The following is a 22,427-nucleotide window of genomic DNA, read 5'->3' on the forward strand; positions in this document are numbered from 1 at the left end:
CACTGAAGGAAACGGGCGAATCCGCCGGGTTCGCCCGTTGTCACTGCATGACAGAAAACCGACCACCACTGAACGCCATTCCCGCCGAGATCCGTTGCGCGCAGGATTACGAAGCGATTGCCGGGCATTTTCTGGCCGCCGACCGCCTCGCCTATATTGCCGGCGGCTGTGGCGACGAGACGACCTTGGCGGCGAATCGCGCCGCCTTCGCCACGACCCGGATCTGGCCGCGCCTGCTGCGCGACGTCGGCCAGGGGCATACGGCGCTGGACCTGTTCGGCCGTCGCCTGGCGCATCCGATCCTGCTGGCGCCGCTCGCCTACCAGACGCTGGTCCACCCGCAGGGTGAGATCGACGTCGCGCGCGGCGCGGCGGCGACCGACAGCGGCTTCGTGCTGAGCACGCTGGCCGGGCGAACACTGGAAGAGGTGGCGGCGCAGTCCGGCGCGGACCGCTGGTTCCAACTCTATTTCCAGGCCGAGCGCCGGCATACGCTCGATCTCGTCCGACGTGCCGAAGCCGCTGGTTACCGGGTGCTGGTGGTGACGCTGGACACGGCGATCAAGCTGCCCAGCCGGCGCGCCCAGCGCGCCGGTTTTGCGCTGCCGGCGGCGGTGGTTGCCGCCAATCTGACGAATTATCCGGAGCTGGCGCCGCCCGTCGTCGAGCGTGGGCAGAGCCGGGTGTTCCAGGGGGTGATGGCGCAGGCACCGACGCTCGCCGACCTCGACTGGCTGCTCGCCGAGACGAGCCTGCCGGTGGTGGTCAAGGGCGTTCTCCATCCGCAGGACGCGGTGCTGCTCAAGGAACGTGGCGTTGCCGGCATGATCATTTCCAACCACGGCGGCCGTTCGCTCGACGGCGTACCGGCCAGCCTCGCCGTACTGCCGGCGATCCGCGCCGCCGTCGGGGACGCTTATCCGCTGTTGCTCGACAGCGGCATCCGCAGCGGCAACGACGTCTTCAAGGCCCTGGCGCTGGGCGCCGACGCGGTGCTGGTCGGCCGCTTGCAGACTTACGCGCTGGCGGTTGCCGGCGCGCTCGGGGTGGCCCACCTGCTGCGCCTGCTGCGCGAGGAACTGGAAATTTGCATGGCGCAGGCGGGCTGCGCGACGCTGGCCGATATCGGTGCGGCGATGATTTTCAAGGAAAAGGAAACGAGATGTTGATTCCGATCGAGGGCGTCCTGAGCCAGGACGAAGTCAGGCAATTCCGCGAGCTGCTCGCTGTCGCGCCATGGGAAGACGGCCTGAAGACAGCCGGCACCCTGGCTCGCGCGGTCAAGCGCAACCAGCAACTGGCCGACGGTTCGCCGCTGGCGGTCGAACTCGGCAACCGCATCCTCAGGCGACTCGGCAACAATCCACTGTTCATCTCGGCGGCCCTGCCGGCGCGCATCTATCCGCCCAAGTTCAACCGTTACGCCGACGGCGGCACCTATGGCGCGCATGTCGATAGCGCGGTGATGCAGGTGCCGGGCACGTCGGTGTCGGTGCGCAGCGACCTTTCGGCCACCCTGTTCCTCGCCGAGCCCGACGAGTACGACGGCGGCGAACTGGAAATCGAGGGGCCGTTCGGCATCCAGGCGGCGAAGATGGCGGCCGGCGACCTCGTCCTCTATCCGTCGAGCAGCCTGCATCGGGTGACGCCGGTGACGCGCGGCGCGCGTGTCGCGTCGTTCATGTGGATCCAGAGCATGGTGCAGAACGACAGTTCGCGCACGCTGCTCTTCGATCTCGACCAGGCGATCCAGGGCATGACCGGCGTCGTGCCACCCGACGACGACCGTCTGCTCAAGCTGACCGCCGTCTATCACAACCTGCTGCGGCAGTGGGCCAAGCCCTGATTTCAAGGAGAAACGCGTGCTCAAACGACTGCTACCCATTCTTGCCATCCTGCTCGGTACCGGCCTCGCCCAGGCCGAGGAGAAGGTCCTCAACCTCTATTCGGCGCGCCATTACCAGGCCGACGAAGCGCTCTACGACAACTTCACCAAACAGACCGGCATCCGCATCAACCGGATTGAAGGCAAGGCGCACGAGTTGATCGAGCGCATCCGCAACGAGGGCGCCAACAGTCCGGCCGACGTCTTCATCACCGTCGATGCCGCCAGTCTGGCGGTGGCCGACGCCTGGGGCATCTTCGCGCCGGTCAAGTCGGCGCTGCTGGAGTCACGGATTCCGGCGCACCTGCGCGCCGACACCTGGTTCGCCTTCTCGACGCGGGCGCGCTTGATCATCTACAACAAGCGCAAGTTCAAGGCGGAAGACGTGCCGAGCTACGAAGCGCTGGCCGATCCGAAGCTGCAGGGACAGTATTGCAGTACGCCGGGCGGCCACGTCTACAACCTGACCCTGGTCGCCGCGCAGATCGCCCACCGCGGCGAAGCGGCAAGCGAGGCCTGGGCGCGCGGCCTGGTCGCCAACCTGGCGCGCAATCCGCGCGGCGGCGATACCGACCAGATCAAGTCGGTGGCCAGCGGCGAATGCGGCGTCGCCGTCTCCAACAGCTACTACCTGGTGCGGATGATGGCCTCCGAGCGCGTCGAGGACCGCAATCTGATGAAGCGCCTCGGCATCGTCTGGCCGAACCAGGACAGTTACGGCACCCACATCAACGTTTCCGGCGGCGGCATGGTGAAGACCACGAAACACCGCGAGGCGGCGCTGCGTTTCCTCGAGTACCTGGCGAGTGACGAGGCGCAACGCTATTTCGCCAACGGCAACAATGAATGGCCGGCGGTGCCGACGGTCAAGGTGGCCAACGAGGAACTCGCCGAACTGGGCAGCTTCAAGGTCGACACGACGCCGCTGCAGAACATCGCCAGGCAACTGCCGGCGGCCCAGAAACTGCTCGACCGCGTCGGCTATCGCTGAACGGCGAGCTTCAGGCAAAGAAAAACGGGAACCCGCGGGTTCCCGTTTTTCTTGTCGGTGGATTCTGGTTCAGGCAGCCATCAGGACCACCTTGCCCGGCTTGCCGCCCTTGTCCTGGGCTTCCTTCAGGCATTCGTGAGCGCAGGAGGCGCAGCGGCCGCAGTCGCGGGTGACGCCCAGTTCGCGGCGCAGGTCTTTCAAGGTGCGCGCGCCATCGGCGGCAGCCTGGCGAATCTGGCGATCGGTGACGGCATGGCAGACACAGACGTACATCAAAGGCACCTCGAAAGGTAATGCGAACAATTCCCATTGTATGCAGTTGAGAACGAATGTCAATACTCGTTTTTGTCTTGTGGCAAGCGTGACAAACTTCTCCTTGCGGGAAGGTCATACGCAAATACGGTGCCAGTAGTGACCAACAAAAAAATCCGCGGACTGGCCGCGGCTTGCTGACGAGTGGGGCGGGAATCAGCCTTCGCCCGGTTCCATGTGCGCCTGCAGGTAGTTCGGCAGGGTCACGTCTTCGATCAGCGATTGCTGGGTTTCCAGCCAATCGATGGCGGCCTCGCAGTGTTCGAGCAGGTCTTCGAGCAATTCGCGGCTGACGTAGTCCTGGGCTTCCTCGCACAGGGCGATCGCCTCGATCAGCAGCGGGCGCTGGATGGTTTGCTCGTACTTGAGGTCGCCGGCCAGGCACTCGACGACGTTTTCGCCGATCAGCAGCTTGCCGAGGTTCTGCAGATTGGGCAGACCTTCGAGGAAGAGGATGCGTTCGATCAGCTCGTCGGCTTCCTTCATCACCCGGATCGACTGCTTGTACTGGTAGTCGTTGAGCTTTTCCAGGCCCCAGTTGCGGAACATGCGGGCGTGCAGGAAATACTGGTTGATTGAGGTCAGCTCGTTCTTGAGGACCTTGTTGAGGATTTCGATGACCTTCTTGTCGCCTTTCATGTCGCGCTCCTCAGGCCGGGCTGCCCGAGCCCATCTGGCTCTGCAGGTAGTTGGGCAGGCCGACCAGTTCGATCAGGCGCAACTGTTTTTCCAGGAAGTAGGCGTGGTCGACTTCGGTGTCTTCCAGTTGCGCCGCCAGCATGTCGCGCGAAACGTAGTCCTGGGCCTTCTCGCAGGCGGCGATCGCCTTCTTGAGGTCGCCATCGACCTTGTACTCGACGTCGAGGTCGGCCTTCAGCATGTCGGGCACGGTCTTGCCGATCTTCAGCGCGTCGCGCTTCGAGAGGTCCGGCTTGCCTTCGAGGAAGAGGATGCGCTGGATCAGCGCGCGGGCGTGCTGGCGTTCGTGGTCGGATTCGTGGATCGACTTCTCGGCCAGTTCGTTGAGACCCATGTCGGCATACATTTCGCCGTGGATCAGGTACTGGTCGACGGCAGTCAGTTCGCCGGCCAGCAGGTCATTGAGGATGTCGATGATTTTCTTGTCGCCCTTCATGGCATTTCTCCGCAAGTTAGGAAATGGCTGGCTGGCGTGACGCGGCTGGCTTGCCGTGTGCCCGATTGTATAGGTTGCGACAGCGGGATGAGCCCCGGGTTCCCAGGAAAATTTCGTAAAAACAATGAATTACGAAACGTTATCATTTGCGCTTTCGGCGCAAGGTGTCAGCGGGTCACCCAGATATGGCGGGCGATGCCGTGTTCCAGCGCCAGTTCGACCTCGTCGGCAAGGATCACGGTCATCGGTTTTTGCTGCAGGACGCGGATCGGTCGCGTTTCGGCGAGGCCGTAGGCGGTCAGTTGCTCACGCTGCAAGGGGTCGATTTCCTCGCCCAGGGCGGCCAGTCTGACTTCGCTGCCAGGCGGAATGAAGGCGAGCGGCAGGCGGGCATCGTGTGGATGGGTCATCGGCGGTTTCCTACCAGAGGGCGCGCAGCGCGAAGTTGAACAGGCCGCCGACGAAGAAGGCGAAGGGGACGATGATGGCGACCATCGCTGCGGCGACGCGGACGCCCTGTTCCTTGACCATCATCAGCAGGCTGGCGAAGCAGGGGATGAACAGGGTGATGGTGATCATCCCGACGATGGCCTGGATCGGCGACAACTGGTCGGCCATGACGAACAGGCCGGTGGCGCCGAAGTCGCGGCGCAGGAAGCCCATGACGAAGGCGGCCGAGGCTTCCTTGGGCAGGCCCAGCCAGCCGGTGACCAGCGGTTCGCCGGCTTCGACGATGGCGGGCAGGATGCCGAAGCGGTCGAGCGCAAACATCAGGAAAGTGCCGATCAGAAACAGCGGAATGACCTCGATCAGGTACCACTTGAGGCGGCCGCCGGTTTTCTTGAGGACGTTGCCGGCGATCGGCAGGCGCATCGGCGGCAGTTCGGTGACCAGCGGAATGCGCCGGCCGGGAATCAGGCGGGCGGCGAGGAAGCCGGAAAGGAGCAGGACGCCGACCAGGGCCAGGGCCCAGATCAGTACGGCAACGAAGGAGAAGCCGCTGAGCATGCCGAGGACGACGCCCAGTTGCGCCGAGCAGGGAATTGCCAGGGCGAGCAGGAAGATGGTGATCATCCGTTCGCGCGGCGAATGCAGAATGCGCGTGGTCAGCGTCGCCATCGTCACGCAGCCGAGGCCGAGCACCATCGGCAGCACGGCGCGGCCGTTGAGGCCGATCAACGAAAACAGGCGGTTGGCGATCACCGTCAGGCGCGGCAGGTAGCCGGAATCCTCGAGTACGCCGAAGGCGATGAAGAAGGTGGTGACGATCGGCAGGATCAGCGCCAGCGCGTAGGTCATGCCCATCGTCCACAGACCGTACTGGCCGACCAGCAGGTCGCTGACCCAACTGCCGCCGAAGTTCTGGTCGATCAAGCGGGTGACGGCCGGGTTGAGGATGCCTTCGAAGAGGTCTTCCTCGAACAGGCCGACCAGCGTCGTCGCGCCGAAGACGCCGACGAACTGATAGACCGCGTAGAGCACGCCGAGCAGGATGGGAATGCCCCAGACCGGATGGACGACGGCCTGGCCGACCCGTTGCGAGAGCAGCGGGCTGCTGTTCACGGCGCGCCGGCTGACCGCCGTCGCCAGCGCGTCGGCGGCGGCGGTGCGTTCGCGGGCGAGCAGGGTTGGCAGGTCGCCGTCGGCGTTGGCGCGGGCGGTCTGGCGCAGCTTGTCGAGGCGCGGGTAAGCGGCGCCGGCGCGTTCGCGCAGCCAGGCTTCGACTTCGTCGTCATTGCCGAGAAAAAGGATGGCCAGGCCGCGCGCGGCGAGCACCGGGTGCGGCGCCAGTTCGGCGATCGCCGCAGCCGCGGCGGCGATGTCGCTTTCGCGTTCCGGATCGTACTGCAGCAGGCGGTCGGCGACCGCCGCCCGAGCCAGGCTGCCGGTCAGTTCGCCGATCCCCTCGCCGCCGGTGGCGACGGTGGCCAGCACCGGGATCGCCAGCTCTTCGGCGAGCGCGCCGACATCGACCATGACGCCACGCGCCGTCGCTTCGTCGTGCATGTTCAGCGCCAGCACCATCGGCACGCCGAGTTCGGCGAGCAGCGCGGTCAGCGTCAGCGTGCGGCGCAGGTTCTTGGCGTCGCCGACCTGGATCAGGCTGCGGCTGGATTCGTTGAGCAGCGCCCGTACCGTTGCCCTTTCATCGTCGCTGCGCGAGGGCAGGGCCAGCACGCCGGGGGTGTCGAGGAGTTCGGTGTGGCTGTCGAAGCGGGCACTGGCACGGGTGACTTCGACCGTGGTGCCAGGGTAGTTCGAAACGTTGACGTAGGCGCCAGTGAGGCGGTGGAAGAGGACCGATTTGCCGACGTTGGGGTGGCCGACGAGGAGGACGGCGTGGGCGCTGGATGATGTCATGCGCGCGATTCTACGCCGTCGCCTCCGGTTCTCCCAAGTCAGTCGGGCGGTCCAGCCTCAAGTAGCGCGGATCTCGATCCGCCTCGCCTGCCCCTGCCATTCGTAGAGTTCGACGCTTTCCGGGGCGCATTTGCAGCAGCCGCCGGCGCAGGGCGTGCCGCCCGGCAGGCGGCGCACCCGGCCCTTGCGTTCGAGCAACTCAAGCATGCCGCGCAGCGCTTCCGGCGCGGTGTCGAGCGATTCGGCCAGGTCGCGCAGGCTGGCGCGGTGTTGCTCGCGCAGCGACTTTTCGACCCGGGACAGGATCGTCGCCATCTCAGGCTTCCTGCGGCCGGGCGGCGGCCAGGCGGTCCGCCTTGTTGCCCTGCTGGCGCAGGAACCAGATGAAAGCGGCGGCCACAGACAGGACGGCGGCGATCCAGGCTGCCGAGACGGCCGGGGCGCGGCTGAAGATGCTCAACTGGTAGGCGATGGTTGCCATGCCGTAGGCGAGGCCGGTGGTCCAGGTGCCGACGAAGAGGGTCCAGCGCGTGCCGCTCTCCTGATAGACCGCAGCGATGGCAGCGGTACAGGGGAAGTAGAGCAGGATGAAGAGCAGGTAGGCGAAGGCCCCGCCGGCGCCGTCGAAGCGGCTGGCCATGGCGCCGAAGGTGCCGGTGTGGACTTCGTTTTCCTCGGCAACGGCGGCGGTGTCGCTGAGGTCGCCGACCGCGATGCCGAGCGGATCGGCCCAGGTGCCGAGGGCGTCGGCGAGATTGACGGGGATGGTCGCCAAGGCGTCGCCGATGGCACTGCCAAGCTCGAACGGCGCTTCTTCTTCGGGTGTCTCGCCGGCCGCCGCTGCATCGCCTGCGGCGAGTGCGGTGTAGGCGGCGTCGAGCGTGCCGACGACCGCTTCCTTGGCCAGCACGCCGGTGAAGATGCCGACGGCGGCGGGCCAGTTGTCGGCGTTCAGGCCGAAGGGCGAGAAGACCGGCGAAATCGTGCGGCCGATTTCGGCGAGCACCGACTTGTCGCTGTCCTCGTTGCCGTAGCTGCCGTCGGTGCCCAGCGCGTTGAGGAAATTGAGCACCAGCACCATCGGCACGATGATGCGGCCGGCGCGGATGATGAAGCCCTTGAGACGGTCCCAGGTGTGCAGCAGAATGCCCTTGACGGTCGGCAGGTGATAGGGCGGCAGCTCCATGATGAACGGCGTCGCCTCGCCCTTGAGCAAGGTCTTCTTGAGCATCAGGCCAGTCAGCACGGCGACCGCGATGCCGGTCAGATAGAGGGCGAAGACGACGTTCTGCGCGTTGCTCGGGAAGAAGGCGGCGGCGAACAGGACATAGACCGGCAGGCGGGCGCCGCAGGACATGAAGGGGGCCATGGCGATGGTCATCAGGCGGTCGCGGCGGTTTTCCAGCGTGCGGGTGGCCATGATTGCCGGCACGTTGCAGCCGAAGCCGACGATCAGCGGCACGAAGGACTTGCCGGGCAGGCCGACCCAGCGCATGAAGCGGTCCATGACGAAGGCGGCGCGCGCCATGTAGCCGGAGCCTTCGAGCAGCGACAGGAAGAGGTAGAGAAAACCGATCACCGGGATGAAGGTGGCGACGGTCTGGATGCCGCCGCCGATGCCCTTGGCGAGCAGCACGGTGAGCCAGGCCGGGGTGCCGACGGTGCTGAGCCATGCGCCGAAGCCGTCGACCAGCAGCGCGCCGGTGAATTGATCGAAGAAATCGATGAAGGCGCCGCCGATGTTGATCGTGAACATGAACATCAGGTACATCATCAGCAGGAAGATCGGAATGCCGAGCACGCGGTTGAGGACGACGCGGTCGATGCGGTCGGTGAGGTCGCGGCTGACCTTGCCGGTGACGCGCACGCAGCCGTTGGCGATGCGGTTGGCGCTGCCGTAGCGGGCATCGGCGAGCAGGATGTCGAGGTCGTCGGCGAAAGCGACAGCCGCCTCACGGGCTGCCGCAGCAAGCGCCGGGCCGGCTTGCTGGCAGGCGAGATCATCGCCTTCGAGCAGGCGGGCGGCGAGCCAGCGCGGCGTCACGCGGCAATCGGCAACTTCCGTGGCGATGCGTTGCGCCAGGCCGTCGATCGCCGTTTCCAGCGCGCTGTCGTAGGTGACCAGGCTGTGGCTGAAGGACGGCGCGTCGGCAGCCTTGACGATCGCCGTCTTCAGCGCGTCGATCCCGGTGCCGGCCGAGGCGATCACCGGGACGACCGGGAAGCCGAGTTGCCGGGCGAGGGCGTCGGCATCGACCTGCATGCCCTTGTCGGCGGCAACGTCGGTCATGTTCAGCACGAGCAGCAACGGCAGGCCCATTTCGGCCAGTTGTGTGGTCAGGTAGAGGTTGCGTTCGAGGTTCGAGGCATCGACGATGTTGATCACCAGATCGGCCTCGCCGGTATGGACGAAATCGCGCGCAACGCGCTCGTCAAGCGAAACTTCACGGTCGACGACGTCCAGCGAGTAAGTTCCGGGCAGGTCGATGACCTCGACCTGGCGACCGGCATGGCGATACTCGCCGCTCTTCTTCTCGACGGTGACGCCTGGCCAGTTGCCGACCCGCTGCTTGGCGCCGGTCAGGGCGTTGAACAGCGTCGTCTTGCCGCAGTTCGGGTTGCCGACCAGGGCGATGGTGATTTCCGGTTTCATCCCAGTTTCTCCACGTTCAGTCCGGCCGCTTCTTCCTTGCGCAGCGAAAGCTGGCAACCGCGTACCTTGAGTTCGACCGGGTCGCCCATCGGCGCCACCCGCGTGATGCTGATCTCGACGCCGGGCGTCAGCCCCATGCTGAGCAGCTTGCGGCGGTAGGCAGCGCTGCCTGCGCCGTAACCGGTCACCCTGGCGTGATCGCCGATCTGGAGTTCGCCCAGTGTTGTCATTTTCCTGCTCCCTGTTAGTCCGTCAGGCCCCGCCCAGCGGGGCGACCATGATCTTGTGCGCCATGCCGCAGCCCAGCGCGAAACGTGTTTCGCCGCGCATCACCACGACCCCGCCGCCTTCATGCTGGCGGACGCACAGTTCGGCGCCGATGTTGAGTCCCATCTCGGTCAGGCGGCGGTCCAGTCCTGCGCCGCCTTTCAGGGAAACCACCTGGACGCGCAGGCCGGGGTTGGCCATGCTGAGCGGAAAGGCTGTGGTGTTCATGCGTATCTCCTCGAATTGTGCGGCGGCGTTCAGAATTCCCAGGCCACACCGACCTGGCCGAAACTGCGCTCGCTGCCCCGGCCAACGGCGCCGGAAACCTTGAAACCGTCGAATACTTCGTAGCGCAGGCCGATTGCCTTGTCGGGACGGGCATGTTCCTCGCCAAAGATTTCCATCGTCAGCTGCACCCGCTCGTGCAACGGGTATTCGTAGCCGACCCCCCAGGTGCCGAGGGTTTCCGATTCGCCTTGCGCGCGGGTGCGGGTGCCGCCCAGGTTGATGTGCAGGACCTGGCCGCTTTCCCAACGGTAGGAAGCCAGACCGCTGACCGACCAGCTGTGCTCGGTAAATTTTTCCGGCGTTTCCCGGTCGTGAATGCGGGTGCGGCCATAATCGACGCGGGCGCCGAGCGACCAGCCGGTGTCGTTCTGGTAGGGCACCCACTTGGCGCCAAAGCCGACGCCGCGCGCCCGGCTGTCCGGGTCGGTGGCATGGTCGGTGGCGCGGGCGAGGCCGATTTCCATTTCCAGCTGGTCGATGAAACTGAAGCCGAACAGCGCTTCGGCACTGCGTTCGCGGTCGTCCTTGCCGAGCACGGCTTCGACTTTCATGCCGCCCTTGTCCAGGGTGCCGGCGTCATCGACGTTCATCGGGCCTTCGGCATGTGCCGGGGCGGTGATCAGGAGTGCAGCAGCGAGGAGGGTGAGCCGGGCTGGGGTTTTCAGAAAAACTTGGCTGGGAGTCTTCATGGTGGATTTCCGGTGAGTTCCGTCAAATGGAAAAGAGGGTTAAGGATGGGCGGTTGCGGGCTGGGTGACGAAGCCGATCTTGCCGAGGCCGGCGCGGCGTGCCGCGCTCATGGTTTCGGCGACGCTTTCGTAGCGGCTGTCGCGGTCGGCCTTGAGGTGCAGTTCGACGTTCGGGTCAAGGCTGACAGCGTCGCGGAAGCGAGGTTCCAGCATCGTCGCAGCGACGGCGTCTTCGCCGATGAAGATCCGGTTGTCGGCGGTGATCGAAACCTGCAGCGTCATCGGCTGGTCCGGCGTCGGCGTGCTGGCGGTGCGCGGCAGGTCGACCTTGACCGAATGCGTCATCAGCGGTGCAGTGATCATGAAGATGATCAGCAGCACCAGCATCACGTCGACCAGTGGCGTCATGTTGATCTCGGCGGTCGGCATCTGGCTGCCGGTACCGTTGAAGCTGCCCATCGCCATCTCATGCCCCTTCCGTTACAGCACGCGCGCGCATCGGGTGAATCTGGGCGCTGTTGGCGACCAGCGGCTTGCCGACCGTGAAGAAGGCGTGCAGGTCGTGGGCGAAGGCGTCGAGGTCGGCAAGGATGACGCGATTGACGCGGGTGAAGGTGTTGTAGGCGAAAACGGCCGGCAGCGCGACGGCGAGGCCGGCAGCGGTCATGATCAGCGCCTCGCCGACCGGGCCGGCGATCTTTTCCAGCGCCGCCTGACCGGTCATGCCGATTGCCACCAGCGCGTGATAGATGCCCCAGACGGTGCCGAAGAGACCGACGAAAGGCGCCGTGGCGCCGGTCGTGGCGAGAAAGGTGAGGCCGTTTTCCATGCTCGCCTGGGTGGTCGACAACTGCTGGCGTAACGCACGTTCCATCTGCTCGGCCGGGTCAAAGCGGGAAGACAGCCGGCTGCTCATGCCTTCGCAATCTTGGTTGCAACAGTTGGCCTGGGTGGCAAGCTGGGCGTAGGGGCTGTCCTCGCCGGCCTCGCGCAGCCTGGTGATGCCGTCACTGACGGTCGGCGCGGCCCAGAAAGCGGTGACGGCGCGGGCGGCCTTGCGCATGCGCCACCAGTCCCAGGTCTTGGCCAGGATCAGGTACCAGCTGGCGAGCGACATGGCGACGATCAGTACCGCCACGCTGTGCGACACGGTGTCGCCCTGCGCCCACAGATGGGCGAGGCCAAAGGCGTTTTCCTGAACGGTTTCCTGCATGCTTATTGCTCCAGTTTGAAGATGATGGGGACCAGGACCCAGCTCTGAACGGCGACATCGCCGCGTTTGGCCGGTATGAATTTCCAGTTGCGCACGGTTTTCAGCGCCGCTTCGTCGAGGCGCTTGCTGCCTGAGGAAGTACGGATTTCGACTGCTTCCGCAGTGCCTTGCGGGGTCACCGAAACGCGCAGGATCACCTTGCCTTCTTCGCCCATGCGGCGCGCCAGCGGCGGGTAGGGCGGCGGCGGATTGCGCAGGTAATCGGTGTCGAAGCGGGCCTGGCTGACCGCCGGTGGCACGGGTGGTGCGGGTGGTGACGGTTCAACTTCCGGGGGGGGGGCGATGGGCGCCAGTTCGGCGGGGGCGGCGCTGTTCGTCGTTTCGAGGACGGGGGCGGGGGCCTTGGGTAGCGGTGCCGGCTTACGTGGTACCGGTTGCGGCTGGACGACGGGAAGCGGCCTGGCCTGCGGTTGATCCTCGACCTGCGGTGCCGGCAGGAGATCAACGACCAGCGGCGTCTCGGCCATCTGCGGGGCGATCGTCTTGGCTGCCAGGACGGCGAGCAGGACGCCGACGTGCAGGCCGATGACGATGCTCAGCAAGCCGCCGCGCCGGGCGCTCGAAGGTTGATGAAGTGTGTAGCTCATGGCGATGTTCAGGATTTCCCTTGCTCGCCTGAAAAAAACCCTGGCTTGCTGGCATCTGGCGCGCTGGCGACGGGAAAGGTTTTACAACGGAGAGAAAGTTATTTGGTCAGGATCAGCTTGTTTTCACGGGTGACGCGCAGCAGGTAGCGCTGGCCCGCGTGTTCGATTTCGACGGTATTGGCTCCCTTGAGGATTTCCCCGCTCTCGAGTCGAGTCACGGTGCCCGGATTCGGCGCGATGTTCGCTGGCGGTGGGTTCTTCGGCTGACTGTTCATTTTGTTGCTGCGTAGGGAAGCGATGAGTGAATTTTATAGTAATAAGAACGATTGTCAATACCATTAAGAAGTAGATTCAGGATGAGATCGCCGCGTCGAGCATCAGCGAGTAGTCGCTCTGCCAGGCGTTCATCAAGACGCAGTCGTGCCGCGCACGACTTCGACCCGCTCGGTCAGGCCCTGCGTCATGAAGGAAACGGTGGCGCCAACCGGCTGCGCTGAATTGAAGCGCATGCCATCGACCAGCAGGACGATGCTTTCCTTGCCCCGGCCTCGGATGAGCAGGTTCTGCCCTTGCGCGCTGTCGTTGGCGGCGCCGCGGGGGGAGCGATTTCGTCGCGTTCGAGCGAACCGCTGGCGATTGGTATTCCCAGGTCGGCGGCGGCATAGCCCTCGGCGCTGACCTTGACTGTGGACAGTGTGCTTTCTTCGGCGTGGAGCTCGGAAAAGGCAAGGGATGCGGAAAGCAGGGGGGGCGCGGCAGCTTCATGACTGACTCAGTGGAGGCTGGTAGCCATCGAGCTGGCTTGCCGGAAGGAAAACTGCGCGCAGTCTATTAGGTGCGAATGGTTCGCGATTTAATTCAATTCAAATTTCATTTTATTAGAGATTTCTAATAAACTATTGGGATGCCGCTCGAGGTGGCGCCCGTTTCCAACCCCAACAGGAGTTCATTCCATGAAAAAATCCCTCATCGCTGCCGCTTTCGCTCTCACCGCCGGCGTCGCCCAGGCCGAAGGGCAGGCGGTCACCGTGATCGTCAATTCCGCCAGCACGATGAGCCAGGGCGTCGCCCTGGTACTGGCAACCCAGATGCAGGAGCAAGGTGGTCAGGTGCATATCCTGCTGTGTGACAAGGCTGGTGATCTGGCACTCAAGGGTGCCGGTGGCGAAGCGCTCAAGCCGAAGAATGTGACGCCGGCACAGATGCTCGACGGCGCGATGAAGAAGGGCGCGACCGCTTCGGTTTGCGCGCTCTACCTGCCGAACAGCGGTCATACGCCAGACCAGCTGAAGGATGGCGTCACCGCCGCCAAGCCGGACGCGATGGGCAAGGCACTGCTCGAACCGCAACGCAAAGTGGTTGTTTTCTAAGCTGGCTCGCACGTGAAAAATGGCGCTGGCTTTGGTCAGCGCCATTTTTTTCAGAAGCGCCATTCGACGTCCGGCTTGAACTGGCGTGCGCATGCCGGATGGCGGCGAGGCGTTCAGCGGCGATGTGCCAGATCAGCCTGCAACGCCTGCCAGCGCGGGCCATCCAGGATCAGTTTGAGGCGCTTGTAGGCGCCAGCCATGATCTCGCTCATCCGGATGCGGATTCTGGCGAGGCGTTCGAGGTCAGCGGCTGACGGCTGACGGAGGATTGCGGTTGTCGTAATCGTTGGCTGCCGCCTGCAGCCTTTCCTGGATCGGCAGCGCTTCGCCCATCAGGGCCAGGAACTGGGGCTGAATCTCGCTGCGTAGTGCTTGAACCTGGGCTTTCCGGTCGTCGTTGAGCGTTTGCGCCAGTTCTCCCTGAAGCAGAGAGCGTGGCGGGTGGGGAAGTTCCAGCAGGTCCTCGACCGGGTGGTCATGGGCGAATGCGCTGTGGTTCAGGCTGGCGGCGAGGATCAGGATCAGCAGATGGGTTTTCAATCGCGGGGCTCCGCTTGCTTGGCGGCCGGGTATCCGGCGTCCGCCGGCCGATGGCACAGGCGGCGGGCGAGCCGGTCGCGTTCGTTGGCCAGTCGCTCGCATTCGCGATGTGCGGCGCACAGGGTTTTGTCGAGCTGCCAGACCCGCTGTATGGCGGCCATCAGTTGCTGCTCGGCTGCCCGCGCCGCCATCAGCTGTTGCCCGAGTTCGACGATGGCCTGACCCGATTCGAACTGTCCGAGGCGCTGGCGCAGTGCATCACGCTCGTTCTCCAGCGCCTTCAGGCGTTCGTCCTGTTCGGCCAGACGGGTGGCGTGCAGTGTCAGCAGGCGCTTGCGGCTGCTGCGTGCCTGGCGCAGCGCGTGGCGCAGGGCCAGGTTCTCGGCGAGCAGGGGATTGCCCTGCGTGTTGTCGGGCCTTGTCTCGCGTTCGAGGATGGCGCGGTTTTCAAGCGGCGCAAGCATGCACTTTCTCCGGATCGCCGAGGCGCAGGCTGGCGCGCTCGCACAGTTGGCGTGTCTCGTCGTCGATCTCCAGATCGCAGAGATGGTCGAGCAGACGGGCGGCGTGTAAGGCCGACTGCCGGCAACCAGTTTCTTCATGAATCAGGAGCAGACTCAGGGTGGCGGCCCACAGATTGCTGTTCGGCATGCTATTCCTCCTCAGGCTGCGGCGCTGGTAATCATCAGCCAGAGCAGGAGCGCGGCGATACCGGTATTGATCAACAGACTGTTCATGATGTCACCTCCTCAATTGAGAATCGGTCTCAATATACCGATTGCTGGAAGCCTGGTCAAATAAGAATTGTTGCTATTTGTGCATGTGGAATCGGGTGGAGGGCGCCGGCGTGTGATCGGCGCCCTCCGGTGGAGCAGGCGGGGTCAGCGAGCTGCTCCGGCTTGCTCGGATTTGCTTACTTGGTCAGGATCAGCTTGTCCTGGCGAGTGATGCGCAGGCGGTAATCGGCGCCGCAGTGACGGATGCAGATTTCGTTGCAGTTGCCGAACAGGCTGTCGCTGGAAATGCAGCGGGCGGTGCAGACGCCGCTGGCCTCCCCGCCTGGGACAGGCGTCTTGTCGCGGTTCAGGCGCAGCGTGCCACGTGGGCCAGTGGCCTGAAGGAAGGGAATACGCAGGGTCTGCTGGTTCTGTTCCATGGTGAGCTCCTTTCAGAGACTTACATCCGGGTGGCGTAGTATTCGACGACGCGCTGCAGGTCGAGCGGGAAGGGGGCGGCGTCGCCGCCGGGCAGATGGCTGAGGCGCGCGGTGGTGGCGCTGTCGAGGGCGATCCACTCCGGGCGTTCCAGTACCGGGTCTTCCAGTGTGGCGCGGACGAGGTCGATCTTGCTGCCGGCTTCGGTTGGCCCGAAGGCATCGCCGACGCGCAGGCGGATCGAGGGAATGGTGACGCGTCTGCCGTTCAACTGGAAATGGCCGTGGCTCACCAACTGCCGGGCGGCTGGGATGGTCGGCGCGAAACCGGCGCGGAAGACCATGTTGTCGAGACGGCGTTCGAGTAGTTCGACCAGCTTGTCGCCGGTGGCGCCGCGGTGCTTCTTGGCGTCGGCAACGGCGCGACGGAGCTGGCGTTCGGTCAGCCCGTAGTTGTAGCGCAGCTTCTGCTTTTCCATCAATTGCAGGCCGAATTCCGATTTGCGCGCCGTAACCTTGCGCGCACCGTGCTGTCCGGGTGGCTGGGCTCTTTCCTGCATGGATTTGCGTGACAGCCCGGGCAGGTCGACGCCGAGGGCACGCAGGACTTTGAGGCGGGGGCCGGTATAACGGGACATGAAGTTCTCTCTGGATATTGTCAGTGGGTTTGGTAGCTGGTTTCGGCCAGGGAATGGAAATCGACGGGAATCGACGCCGGGTGGCAGCTAACCGCTTCCCAACCGCCGAGGACTTCCCGCAGCGTTCTTTTCAGGTAAGGGTTGAGGCCGTCGCTGTCAGCCACGCTGCGCAGATGGGCGCGCAGGGCTTCCGTCTTGTGGAAGGTGGCGCCGCGCAGCGCGGACGAGGACAGCAGTTGAATGACGGCAGCCAGCCGGAGTTCGAGGGGCATGTCAGCGTTTTCCATGGGGCACTCCAGACGTTTCGGGGAAACTGGCTGGCTTGCGGAAAAGACGCTAGCTGGCTAACAGAATGCGAATTATTCGCACTTGTCGTTCGTTTGTCAAGCGTTTTATGCCGATCGGCTTCGTGTCGTGTTGGCGATCGGTCGGCAGCAAGGCGGGGAGTCCGTGCGTGTTCCAGAAGGCGCTGGTCGTCCGTCGCGCCCTTGCCTGGTTCAGGAAGCTACACCAGCGAGCCGTCGTTCATTTCGTGGGTGGCGCCGGTTTGATCGCTTTGCTCAGATGCAGTTTGTCATCGTCAAAAAACAACGGGGGCGTCAATGCCCCCGTATCGTCAAAGCTCTGCCAAAACGCCACACCGTTCGTTACCAGAAAAAGACTCTAGCGGAACGGCATTGCGGGGCGAAGCTGCCTTTTGTGGTAGTTGCCCTGCGTTCAGCGGTCGGCGAACGGCTTCTTCTTGAACTTGCGTTCGCCGTCGAATTTGCGTTCGCCACCGAAACCGCCGCCCGGGCGACCTTCGTCCTGGCGCAGGTTGATCGGCACGCCCCGGATGCGGGTGCGCTTCAGCGCGTTCGCCGCTTCGGCGGGCATGCCGGCGGGCAGTTCGACCGTGCTCGATTCCTCGTAGAGGCCGATGCGGCCTATGAAGCGGCTTTCGATGCCGGCTTCGTTGGCAATCGCCCCGACGATGTCGCGCACTTCGACGCCATGGTCACGGCCGACATCGATGCGGTAGCGCACCATGTCGCCGGCCGGCGCCGGACGGGCCGGACGCTCGCTGCGCGGCGGGCGGTCTTCGAAACGCGGACGCTCGCCACGCTCTTCAAAACGCGGCCGTTCGCTGCGTTCGCCGCGCTCCTCGAAGCGCGGCTTGCGTTCGCGGTCGGCGAAGCTGGCCGGGCGGCGCTCGCTGTTGTCGTCGCGGAAGGGGCGCGGTGCCGGATCTTCGCCGGCAACCTGCAGCGGCTTGCCTTCCTGGGCCATCATGGCCAGCGCGGCAGCGACTTCCTCGGCGCCGACATCCTTCTCCTCACACAGTTGCGAGACGATGTTGGCGAAGAAATCGAGGCCTTCGGCTTCCAGGACTTCGGCGACCTTGGCCTTGAAGTCGGCAACCCGCTTGTTGGTCACGTCGGCGCGGCTGGGCAGGGTCAACGGCGCGATCGGCTGCCGGGTGGCACGTTCGATGGTGCGCAGCATGCGGATTTCGCGCGGCGCAACGAAGAGGATGGCGTTGCCGGTGCGGCCGGCGCGGCCGGTACGGCCGATACGGTGCACGTAGGCTTCGGTGTCGTACGGGATGTCGTAGTTCACCACGTGGCTGATGCGCGGCACGTCGATGCCGCGGGCGGCGACGTCGGTGGCGATGACGATGTCCAGCGCACCCGACTTCAACTGGTCGATGACGCGTTCGCGCATCTGCTGGTTGAGGTCGCCGTTCAGCGCGGCGGCGGCGTAGCCGCGGGCGTTGAGCTTGTCGGCCAGTTCGACGGTGGCGGTCTTGGTGCGCACGAAGATGATGGCGGCGTCGAAATCCTCTTCAACTTCGAGGATGCGGGTCAGCGCGTCGAGCTTGTGCAGGCCGGAAACCTGCCAGTACACCTGGCGGATGGCGGCGACCGTGGCGGTGGCCGACTTGATCTTGATTTCCTTGGGATCGACCAGGTACTTCTGGGCGACACGGCGGATCTGTTCTGGCATCGTCGCCGAGAACAGCGCGGTCTGGTGCTGCTCGGGCGTGTGTTCGAGAATCCACTCGACGTCGTCGATGAAGCCCATGCGCAGCATTTCGTCGGCTTCGTCGAGGACCAGGGTCTTCAGGTGGTCGAGGTTGAGCGTCTTGCGCTCAAGGTGGTCCATGACCCGGCCCGGCGTGCCGACGATGACGTGGGCGCCGCGCGCCAGTTGCTTCAACTGGATGGTGTAGCTCTGGCCGCCGTAGATCGGCAGCACGTGGAAGCCTGGCAGGTTCTTGGCGTAGCTCTGCAGCGCTTCGGCGACCTGGATCGCCAGTTCGCGCGTCGGCGTCAGGATCAGGGCCTGCGGCTTGGCGACCTTGATATCGATGGTTTCCATCAAGGGCAGCGCGAAGGCGGCGGTCTTGCCGGTGCCGGTCTGCGCCATGCCGATCATGTCGCGGCCATCGAGCAGGATCGGGATGCAGTGGGCCTGGATCGGGGAGGGAGTTTCGTAACCGATTTCGCTCAGGGTCTTGAGCAGGGATTCGCTCAAGCCGAGTTCGGCAAAGCTGTCGACGGTAGACGTCATGATGCTGTTCCTTTCCGCGCTGCCGGTTCGCGACGGGCAGCGGTATTCGCCCGAATCGCGGGCGGCCTGGGTGACCCCGACGCAGCCATGCCGGGGAAGAAATCAATGGGGTGAATCCTGCACAAGAACCTGAAAAACCGGGGGCTGCTCGGAATTACTGCGGGCGATGCATCAACGCATTGAACTGATTATTCTACCTTTTTTTTGCCAGTGCTGCCAGTTCGGCGGCACTGAAACCGGCCTGCAGGCGGGCTTTTTCATTCATCGGCGTGGCCGGGCGCGGCGCCTTGTAGGTATGCAGCAACTCGCGGTAGGTGATTTCGGCATCGTTTCCGCGCTGTTCGCAGAAGGTCCGGAACCAGCGGTCGCCGAGGCCGACGTGGCCGATTTCGTCGCGCAGGATGATGTCGAGGGCGCGCGCGCTCGCTTCATCGCCGTTCTCCGCCAAGCGTCGCTGGATCGGCGGCGTCGCGTCGAGGCCGCGTGCTTCGAGAAGGCGCGGCACCAGCGCCATGCGGGCGAGCGGGTCGTGGGCGGTCTTCTCGGCCATTTCCCAGAGGCCGGCGTGGGCCGGAAAATCGCCGTAATCGTGGCCGTAGCTGGCGAGCCGTTCGCGTAGCAGCGAGAAATGCGCCGCTTCTTCGGCGGCGACGCCGATCCAGTCGGCGTAATAGGCTTGCGGCAGGCTGCGGAAGCGGGCGGCGTGGTCGAGCGCCAGATTGATCGCGGTGAATTCGATATGGACGATGGCGTGCAGCAGCCGGGCGCGCCCTTCCGGGGTCGTCGGGCTGCGTTGCGGCACGGCTTTCGGCGGCACGATCTCGGGCCGCGCCGGCCGGCCGCAGTGCAGCTCGAGCGGTGTGGCGTCCTGCCAGTCGAGGCGGCCGGCGCGCCAGTCGGCGTCGACGCCGGCGGTCAGTGCCAGCTTTGCGTCGATTTCGGTGGCGGCCAGGGCCTCGGCCAGTCGTGCGAACAGCGATTCGCTCACGGCGCCGGGTTGGTGTAGCGCAGGTGGATGGCGTCGATCGCTTCGAGCAGCTCGCCATGCATCGGCGTCAGCGTTGCCGGCAGGGTTTCCTTGAGTTGCGCCAGCGACGAGGCGCCGATGATGGTGCTGGCGACGAACCAGCGCGAGCGGACGAAGCCGAGCGCCAGTTGCGTCGGCGTCAGGGCGTGACTGCGCGCCAGTTCGGCGTAGGCGGCGACGGCCGGAGCGACGTTGGGCTTGGTGTAGCGCTGGCCGAAATTCGGCCATTGCGTCAGCCGCCCGGCTGCTGCCGGATCGGCCAGGTATTTGCCGGTCAGGTGGCCGAAGGCGAGCGGCGAATAGGCGAGCAGGCCGACGCCTTCGCGGTGGCAGGTTTCGGTCATTGCCGTTTCGTGGGTCCGGTTGAGCAGGCTGTAGGCGTTCTGCGTCGACGCGATGCGCGGCAGCCCGAATTCATCGGCCAGCCGGGTGAATGCCATGATGCCCCAGGGGTGTTCGTTCGATACTGCGACGTGGCGAACCTTGCCCTCGGCCACCAGTTCGGCCAGCGCTTCGAGTTGGGCGCGGATCGGCGTGCATTCGCGTTCCTTGGCCGGGTCGTACTGCCATTGGCCGAACATCGGCTGGTTGCGCTCCGGCCAGTGCAATTGATAAAGGTCGATGTAGTCGGTCTGCAGGCGCTGCAGCGAGCCCTCGACGGCGGCGCGGATGTTGGCGCGATCGAGCGCCAGAGGGCCGCCGCGGATCCAGTCGAGGTTGCGGCTGGGGCCGGCGACCTTGGTGGCCACGATGATCTTCTCCCGCGCCTGCCGCTTCAACCAGCGGCCGACGATGCTTTCCGAGGCGCCGCAGGTTTCGGCGCGCGGCGGCACGGCATACATTTCGGCGGTGTCGATGAAATTGACGCCGTGTTCCAGTGCGTAGTCGAGCTGGGCGTGGGCGTCGGCTTCGGTGGTTTGCTCGCCGAAGGTCATCGTGCCGAGACAGACGTCGGGGACGGACAGCGAACTGCGCCCGAGCGGGCGGCGATGGAACAGGCTCATGGTCTTGGGCTCCGTGAAGTGTTGGGTCAGGGATGGGCGGTGAGCACGCCGTAGATCAGGACATGGCGCTGCAGCACCGGGTCGTAGCTGGCGGGGACGATGGCCAGCCGATGTGCGTCGGGCGAGGAGCAATGTTGCCGCACCCAGTTGGCGGCAGCTTCCCTGGCCGACGAAAAGTCGTCGAACAAGGCCTGCAGGCTGCTGTTCCTGACGGGCATGAACTCATTGCGCTGGCAGTCGAGCAGGGTGTCGGTATCGAGCATCTGCACGGCGTAGCCGGTTGCCGGGCGGCGCAAGGGAAGGCGGGAGATGTCGAAAGGGTCGCCGAAAGCGTTGTCGGGGAAATGCACTGCTATATATATGCGTGTTTTGAATTTGCGGAGGATGCTCAGGCGGGAATGTCGGGTACCAGCATCTGTTCCAGAATCAATATGCGGTCCTTGAGCACCAGCTTGCGCTTCTTCAGCCGCCGCACCAGCAATTCATCCGGCGGCGGATTTTCGATCAGATGGGTGATCACCAGATCAAGGTCGCGATGTTCCACCCGCAACTCGTTGAGTTGCAGCCGGATATCGCTGGTTTCCTCGTCGCTGAGCGGATGGAGAGACATGATGTGGCTCCTGACAGCATATGTGCTTTTGCTTAGAATAACCGAACCAAGAACAGGAGGAGAACAGTAATGCAGCACCACATCATCGTGTCGTTCGGCAAAGGCGAAGAATTCGAATACCGTCTGACTGACACCGGGGCCGCCGACGAGGCGCGTCAGTGGTTCGACCGCGAATTCGTCGCGCTCGAATGCGACGTCTCGACCCCGACCGGCAAGATTCTGGCAGTCGACCGTATCCTCAGCGTTGCCAAGTATGCCGGCGCCGGCCGTTTCCGCGAGCAGGCCGCCTGGGCCGAACAGTTCGCCCGCAATACGGCGGCCATTCTCGGACGTGACCTGATCCGGGTCGATGTCGAGCAATACAGTATCGGTTATTGATGAACAAGGCTTTCGTCCGCGAAAGCGAAGGGGATGACGACGAGGAGCTTCAACCAGCCTTGCGCATCCCTCCGGGAACCCGCAACTACATCACGCCGGCCGGGCATGCCCGGCTGAAATCCGAGCTGGAACACCTGGTCAAGCGGGAGCGCCCGCATGTCGTCGAAATCGTTGCCTGGGCAGCCTCGAATGGCGACCGTTCGGAAAATGGCGACTATATCTATGGCAAGCGCCGTCTGCGCGAGATCGATCGGCGCATCCGTTTCCTGACCAAACGTCTGGATATTGCCGAGATCGTCGATCCCCTGCGCCAGGGCGACAACGATCAGGTCTTCTTTGGTGCCACCGTTACGGTTGCCGATGCGCAGGGGGCAGAAAACACCTACACCATCGTCGGCATCGACGAGGCCGATGCCTCGCTAGGGCGCATCAGTTGGATATCGCCACTGGCCCGCGCATTGATCAAGGCGCGCGAGGGCGACTCGATTCGTTTCCAAAGCCCGGTTGGTATTCGCGAAATCGACATCGTCGAAGTCCGCTACCAAGCCCTCAATTAAGTTTTTTTCCGAAACGAGTTGACGCGCGGAATTTGATGTGTAGAATGCGCACCTTCCTTGCGGTGCCGGGGTTTTCGGCGGAGTGAGGCAGGCAGTGAGGAGAAAGAAATTTTTCTGAAGTGCTTGACGGAAGTGAGAAGTTGCTTCATAATCTCG

Annotated in this window: 32 protein-coding genes; 6 read left to right on the forward strand and 26 right to left on the reverse strand. The window is 64.4% G+C overall.

Annotated features, from left to right (window positions below; all coding sequences use genetic code 11):
* Positions 1 to 47 precede the first annotated feature (47 nt).
* Genes ACE3OV_RS09400 through ACE3OV_RS09410 form a run of 3 tightly spaced genes read left to right on the forward strand, consistent with a single transcriptional unit; the run spans position 48 to position 2,876 of the window.
* Entirely contained in the window at positions 48 to 1,169 is a 1,122-nt protein-coding gene (locus ACE3OV_RS09400; protein WP_374326759.1) for an alpha-hydroxy acid oxidase, read from the forward strand.
* A complete protein-coding gene (locus tag ACE3OV_RS09405) occupies positions 1,163 to 1,846 on the forward strand; it encodes a Fe2+-dependent dioxygenase (RefSeq protein ID WP_374326760.1) in 684 nt (227 codons plus the stop codon). The genes ACE3OV_RS09400 and ACE3OV_RS09405 overlap by 7 nt, the downstream gene beginning before the upstream one ends.
* Positions 1,847 to 1,862: 16 nt before the next feature.
* A complete protein-coding gene (locus ACE3OV_RS09410; RefSeq protein WP_374326761.1) occupies positions 1,863 to 2,876 on the forward strand; it encodes an extracellular solute-binding protein in 1,014 nt (337 codons plus the stop codon).
* A 69-nt stretch (positions 2,877 to 2,945) separates the two neighbouring features.
* On the opposite strand, the gene ACE3OV_RS09415 is transcribed toward ACE3OV_RS09410, so the two are convergent.
* The 15 genes from ACE3OV_RS09415 to ACE3OV_RS09485 all read right to left on the reverse strand — a co-directional run bounded on the left by ACE3OV_RS09415 (position 2,946) and on the right by ACE3OV_RS09485 (position 13,175).
* Positions 2,946 to 3,149 (reverse strand): (2Fe-2S)-binding protein, encoded by a 204-nt coding sequence (locus tag ACE3OV_RS09415; RefSeq protein WP_374326762.1) that lies wholly within the window; start codon positions 3,147 to 3,149, stop codon positions 2,946 to 2,948.
* 195 nt (positions 3,150 to 3,344) lie between these two features.
* On the reverse strand, positions 3,345 to 3,827 hold the full coding sequence (gene bfr, locus ACE3OV_RS09420; RefSeq protein WP_374326763.1) for a bacterioferritin: 483 nt from the start codon (positions 3,825 to 3,827) through the stop codon (positions 3,345 to 3,347).
* 10 nt (positions 3,828 to 3,837) lie between these two features.
* Positions 3,838 to 4,323, reverse strand: coding sequence for a bacterioferritin (gene bfr / locus ACE3OV_RS09425; RefSeq protein WP_374326765.1), 486 nt, complete (start codon positions 4,321 to 4,323; stop codon positions 3,838 to 3,840).
* A gap of 167 nt (positions 4,324 to 4,490) precedes the next feature.
* A complete protein-coding gene (locus tag ACE3OV_RS09430; RefSeq protein ID WP_374326766.1) occupies positions 4,491 to 4,733 on the reverse strand; it encodes a ferrous iron transport protein A in 243 nt (80 codons plus the stop codon).
* Between the two features lie 10 nt (positions 4,734 to 4,743).
* Complete coding sequence (feoB, locus tag ACE3OV_RS09435; protein WP_374326767.1) at positions 4,744 to 6,684, reverse strand: ferrous iron transport protein B; 1,941 nt, start codon at positions 6,682 to 6,684, stop codon at positions 4,744 to 4,746.
* Between the two features lie 57 nt (positions 6,685 to 6,741).
* On the reverse strand, positions 6,742 to 6,999 hold the full coding sequence (locus tag ACE3OV_RS09440) for a FeoC-like transcriptional regulator (RefSeq protein WP_374326768.1): 258 nt from the start codon (positions 6,997 to 6,999) through the stop codon (positions 6,742 to 6,744).
* Between the two features lies 1 nt (position 7,000).
* Complete coding sequence (feoB, locus tag ACE3OV_RS09445; protein ID WP_374326769.1) at positions 7,001 to 9,337, reverse strand: Fe(2+) transporter permease subunit FeoB; 2,337 nt, start codon at positions 9,335 to 9,337, stop codon at positions 7,001 to 7,003.
* A complete protein-coding gene (locus tag ACE3OV_RS09450; protein WP_374326770.1) occupies positions 9,334 to 9,567 on the reverse strand; it encodes a ferrous iron transport protein A in 234 nt (77 codons plus the stop codon). The genes feoB (ACE3OV_RS09445) and ACE3OV_RS09450 overlap by 4 nt, the downstream gene beginning before the upstream one ends.
* Positions 9,568 to 9,589: 22 nt before the next feature.
* Entirely contained in the window at positions 9,590 to 9,832 is a 243-nt protein-coding gene (locus tag ACE3OV_RS09455; protein ID WP_374326772.1) for a ferrous iron transport protein A, read from the reverse strand.
* Between the two features lie 29 nt (positions 9,833 to 9,861).
* Positions 9,862 to 10,581 (reverse strand): hypothetical protein, encoded by a 720-nt coding sequence (locus tag ACE3OV_RS09460; RefSeq protein ID WP_374326774.1) that lies wholly within the window; start codon positions 10,579 to 10,581, stop codon positions 9,862 to 9,864.
* 39 nt (positions 10,582 to 10,620) lie between these two features.
* Positions 10,621 to 11,046, reverse strand: a complete 426-nt coding sequence (locus ACE3OV_RS09465; RefSeq protein WP_374326775.1) for an ExbD/TolR family protein — start codon at positions 11,044 to 11,046, stop codon at positions 10,621 to 10,623.
* 1 nt (position 11,047) lies between these two features.
* Positions 11,048 to 11,794, reverse strand: coding sequence for a MotA/TolQ/ExbB proton channel family protein (locus tag ACE3OV_RS09470; protein WP_374326777.1), 747 nt, complete (start codon positions 11,792 to 11,794; stop codon positions 11,048 to 11,050).
* Positions 11,795 to 11,796: 2 nt separating this feature from the next.
* Positions 11,797 to 12,441, reverse strand: coding sequence for an energy transducer TonB (locus tag ACE3OV_RS09475; protein WP_374326778.1), 645 nt, complete (start codon positions 12,439 to 12,441; stop codon positions 11,797 to 11,799).
* A 98-nt stretch (positions 12,442 to 12,539) separates the two neighbouring features.
* Complete coding sequence (hemP, locus tag ACE3OV_RS09480; protein WP_374326779.1) at positions 12,540 to 12,716, reverse strand: hemin uptake protein HemP; 177 nt, start codon at positions 12,714 to 12,716, stop codon at positions 12,540 to 12,542.
* Between the two features lie 132 nt (positions 12,717 to 12,848).
* A complete protein-coding gene (locus ACE3OV_RS09485; RefSeq protein WP_374326804.1) occupies positions 12,849 to 13,175 on the reverse strand; it encodes a TonB-dependent receptor plug domain-containing protein in 327 nt (108 codons plus the stop codon).
* Between the two features lie 219 nt (positions 13,176 to 13,394).
* On the opposite strand from ACE3OV_RS09485, the gene ACE3OV_RS09490 reads away from it, so the two are divergent.
* A complete protein-coding gene (locus tag ACE3OV_RS09490; RefSeq protein WP_374326780.1) occupies positions 13,395 to 13,811 on the forward strand; it encodes a hypothetical protein in 417 nt (138 codons plus the stop codon).
* Between the two features lie 243 nt (positions 13,812 to 14,054).
* Here the strand turns inward: ACE3OV_RS09490 and ACE3OV_RS09495 are convergent, their stop codons facing one another.
* The 11 genes from ACE3OV_RS09495 to ACE3OV_RS09545 form a co-directional block, all read right to left on the reverse strand.
* Entirely contained in the window at positions 14,055 to 14,351 is a 297-nt protein-coding gene (locus tag ACE3OV_RS09495; protein WP_374326781.1) for a hypothetical protein, read from the reverse strand.
* A complete protein-coding gene (locus ACE3OV_RS09500) occupies positions 14,348 to 14,815 on the reverse strand; it encodes a hypothetical protein (RefSeq protein WP_374326783.1) in 468 nt (155 codons plus the stop codon). The genes ACE3OV_RS09495 and ACE3OV_RS09500 overlap by 4 nt, the downstream gene beginning before the upstream one ends.
* Entirely contained in the window at positions 14,799 to 15,002 is a 204-nt protein-coding gene (locus ACE3OV_RS09505; RefSeq protein ID WP_374326784.1) for a hypothetical protein, read from the reverse strand. The genes ACE3OV_RS09500 and ACE3OV_RS09505 overlap by 17 nt, the downstream gene beginning before the upstream one ends.
* 262 nt (positions 15,003 to 15,264) lie before the next feature.
* Positions 15,265 to 15,507 carry a hemin uptake protein HemP gene (gene hemP / locus ACE3OV_RS09510; RefSeq protein WP_374326785.1) on the reverse strand — a complete coding sequence of 81 codons (243 nt, stop codon included), beginning with the start codon at positions 15,505 to 15,507 and terminating at the stop codon, positions 15,265 to 15,267.
* 20 nt (positions 15,508 to 15,527) lie between these two features.
* Positions 15,528 to 16,142: a 30S ribosomal protein S4 gene (gene rpsD, locus ACE3OV_RS09515; protein WP_374326786.1), complete on the reverse strand. Its 615-nt coding sequence runs from the start codon at positions 16,140 to 16,142 to the stop codon at positions 15,528 to 15,530.
* A 20-nt stretch (positions 16,143 to 16,162) separates the two neighbouring features.
* Positions 16,163 to 16,429, reverse strand: coding sequence for a hypothetical protein (locus ACE3OV_RS09520; RefSeq protein WP_374326788.1), 267 nt, complete (start codon positions 16,427 to 16,429; stop codon positions 16,163 to 16,165).
* A 430-nt stretch (positions 16,430 to 16,859) separates the two neighbouring features.
* Positions 16,860 to 18,695 (reverse strand): DEAD/DEAH box helicase, encoded by a 1,836-nt coding sequence (locus tag ACE3OV_RS09525; RefSeq protein WP_374326789.1) that lies wholly within the window; start codon positions 18,693 to 18,695, stop codon positions 16,860 to 16,862.
* 193 nt (positions 18,696 to 18,888) lie between these two features.
* Positions 18,889 to 19,683, reverse strand: a complete 795-nt coding sequence (locus tag ACE3OV_RS09530) for a ferritin-like domain-containing protein (protein ID WP_374326790.1) — start codon at positions 19,681 to 19,683, stop codon at positions 18,889 to 18,891.
* Positions 19,680 to 20,726: an aldo/keto reductase gene (locus ACE3OV_RS09535; RefSeq protein ID WP_374326792.1), complete on the reverse strand. Its 1,047-nt coding sequence runs from the start codon at positions 20,724 to 20,726 to the stop codon at positions 19,680 to 19,682. Before ACE3OV_RS09535 ends, ACE3OV_RS09530 begins: the two co-directional genes overlap by 4 nt.
* Before the next feature lie 26 nt (positions 20,727 to 20,752).
* The gene (locus ACE3OV_RS09540; protein ID WP_374326793.1) at positions 20,753 to 21,076 is read right to left on the reverse strand and encodes a hypothetical protein; all 324 of its coding nucleotides are present in this window, start codon (positions 21,074 to 21,076) and stop codon (positions 20,753 to 20,755) included.
* A gap of 38 nt (positions 21,077 to 21,114) precedes the next feature.
* Positions 21,115 to 21,336, reverse strand: coding sequence for a YdcH family protein (locus ACE3OV_RS09545; protein WP_374326794.1), 222 nt, complete (start codon positions 21,334 to 21,336; stop codon positions 21,115 to 21,117).
* 69 nt (positions 21,337 to 21,405) lie between these two features.
* Between ACE3OV_RS09545 and ACE3OV_RS09550 the strand changes: the two genes are divergently transcribed.
* Both ACE3OV_RS09550 and greB read left to right on the forward strand, forming a co-directional pair.
* Complete coding sequence (locus ACE3OV_RS09550) at positions 21,406 to 21,714, forward strand: hypothetical protein (protein ID WP_374326795.1); 309 nt, start codon at positions 21,406 to 21,408, stop codon at positions 21,712 to 21,714.
* Positions 21,714 to 22,271: a transcription elongation factor GreB gene (gene greB / locus ACE3OV_RS09555; RefSeq protein WP_374326796.1), complete on the forward strand. Its 558-nt coding sequence runs from the start codon at positions 21,714 to 21,716 to the stop codon at positions 22,269 to 22,271. Before ACE3OV_RS09550 ends, greB begins: the two co-directional genes overlap by 1 nt.
* Positions 22,272 to 22,427 lie beyond the last annotated feature (156 nt).

Source organism: Azonexus sp. (assembly GCF_041909095.1).
Lineage (GTDB): Bacteria > Pseudomonadota > Gammaproteobacteria > Burkholderiales > Rhodocyclaceae > Azonexus.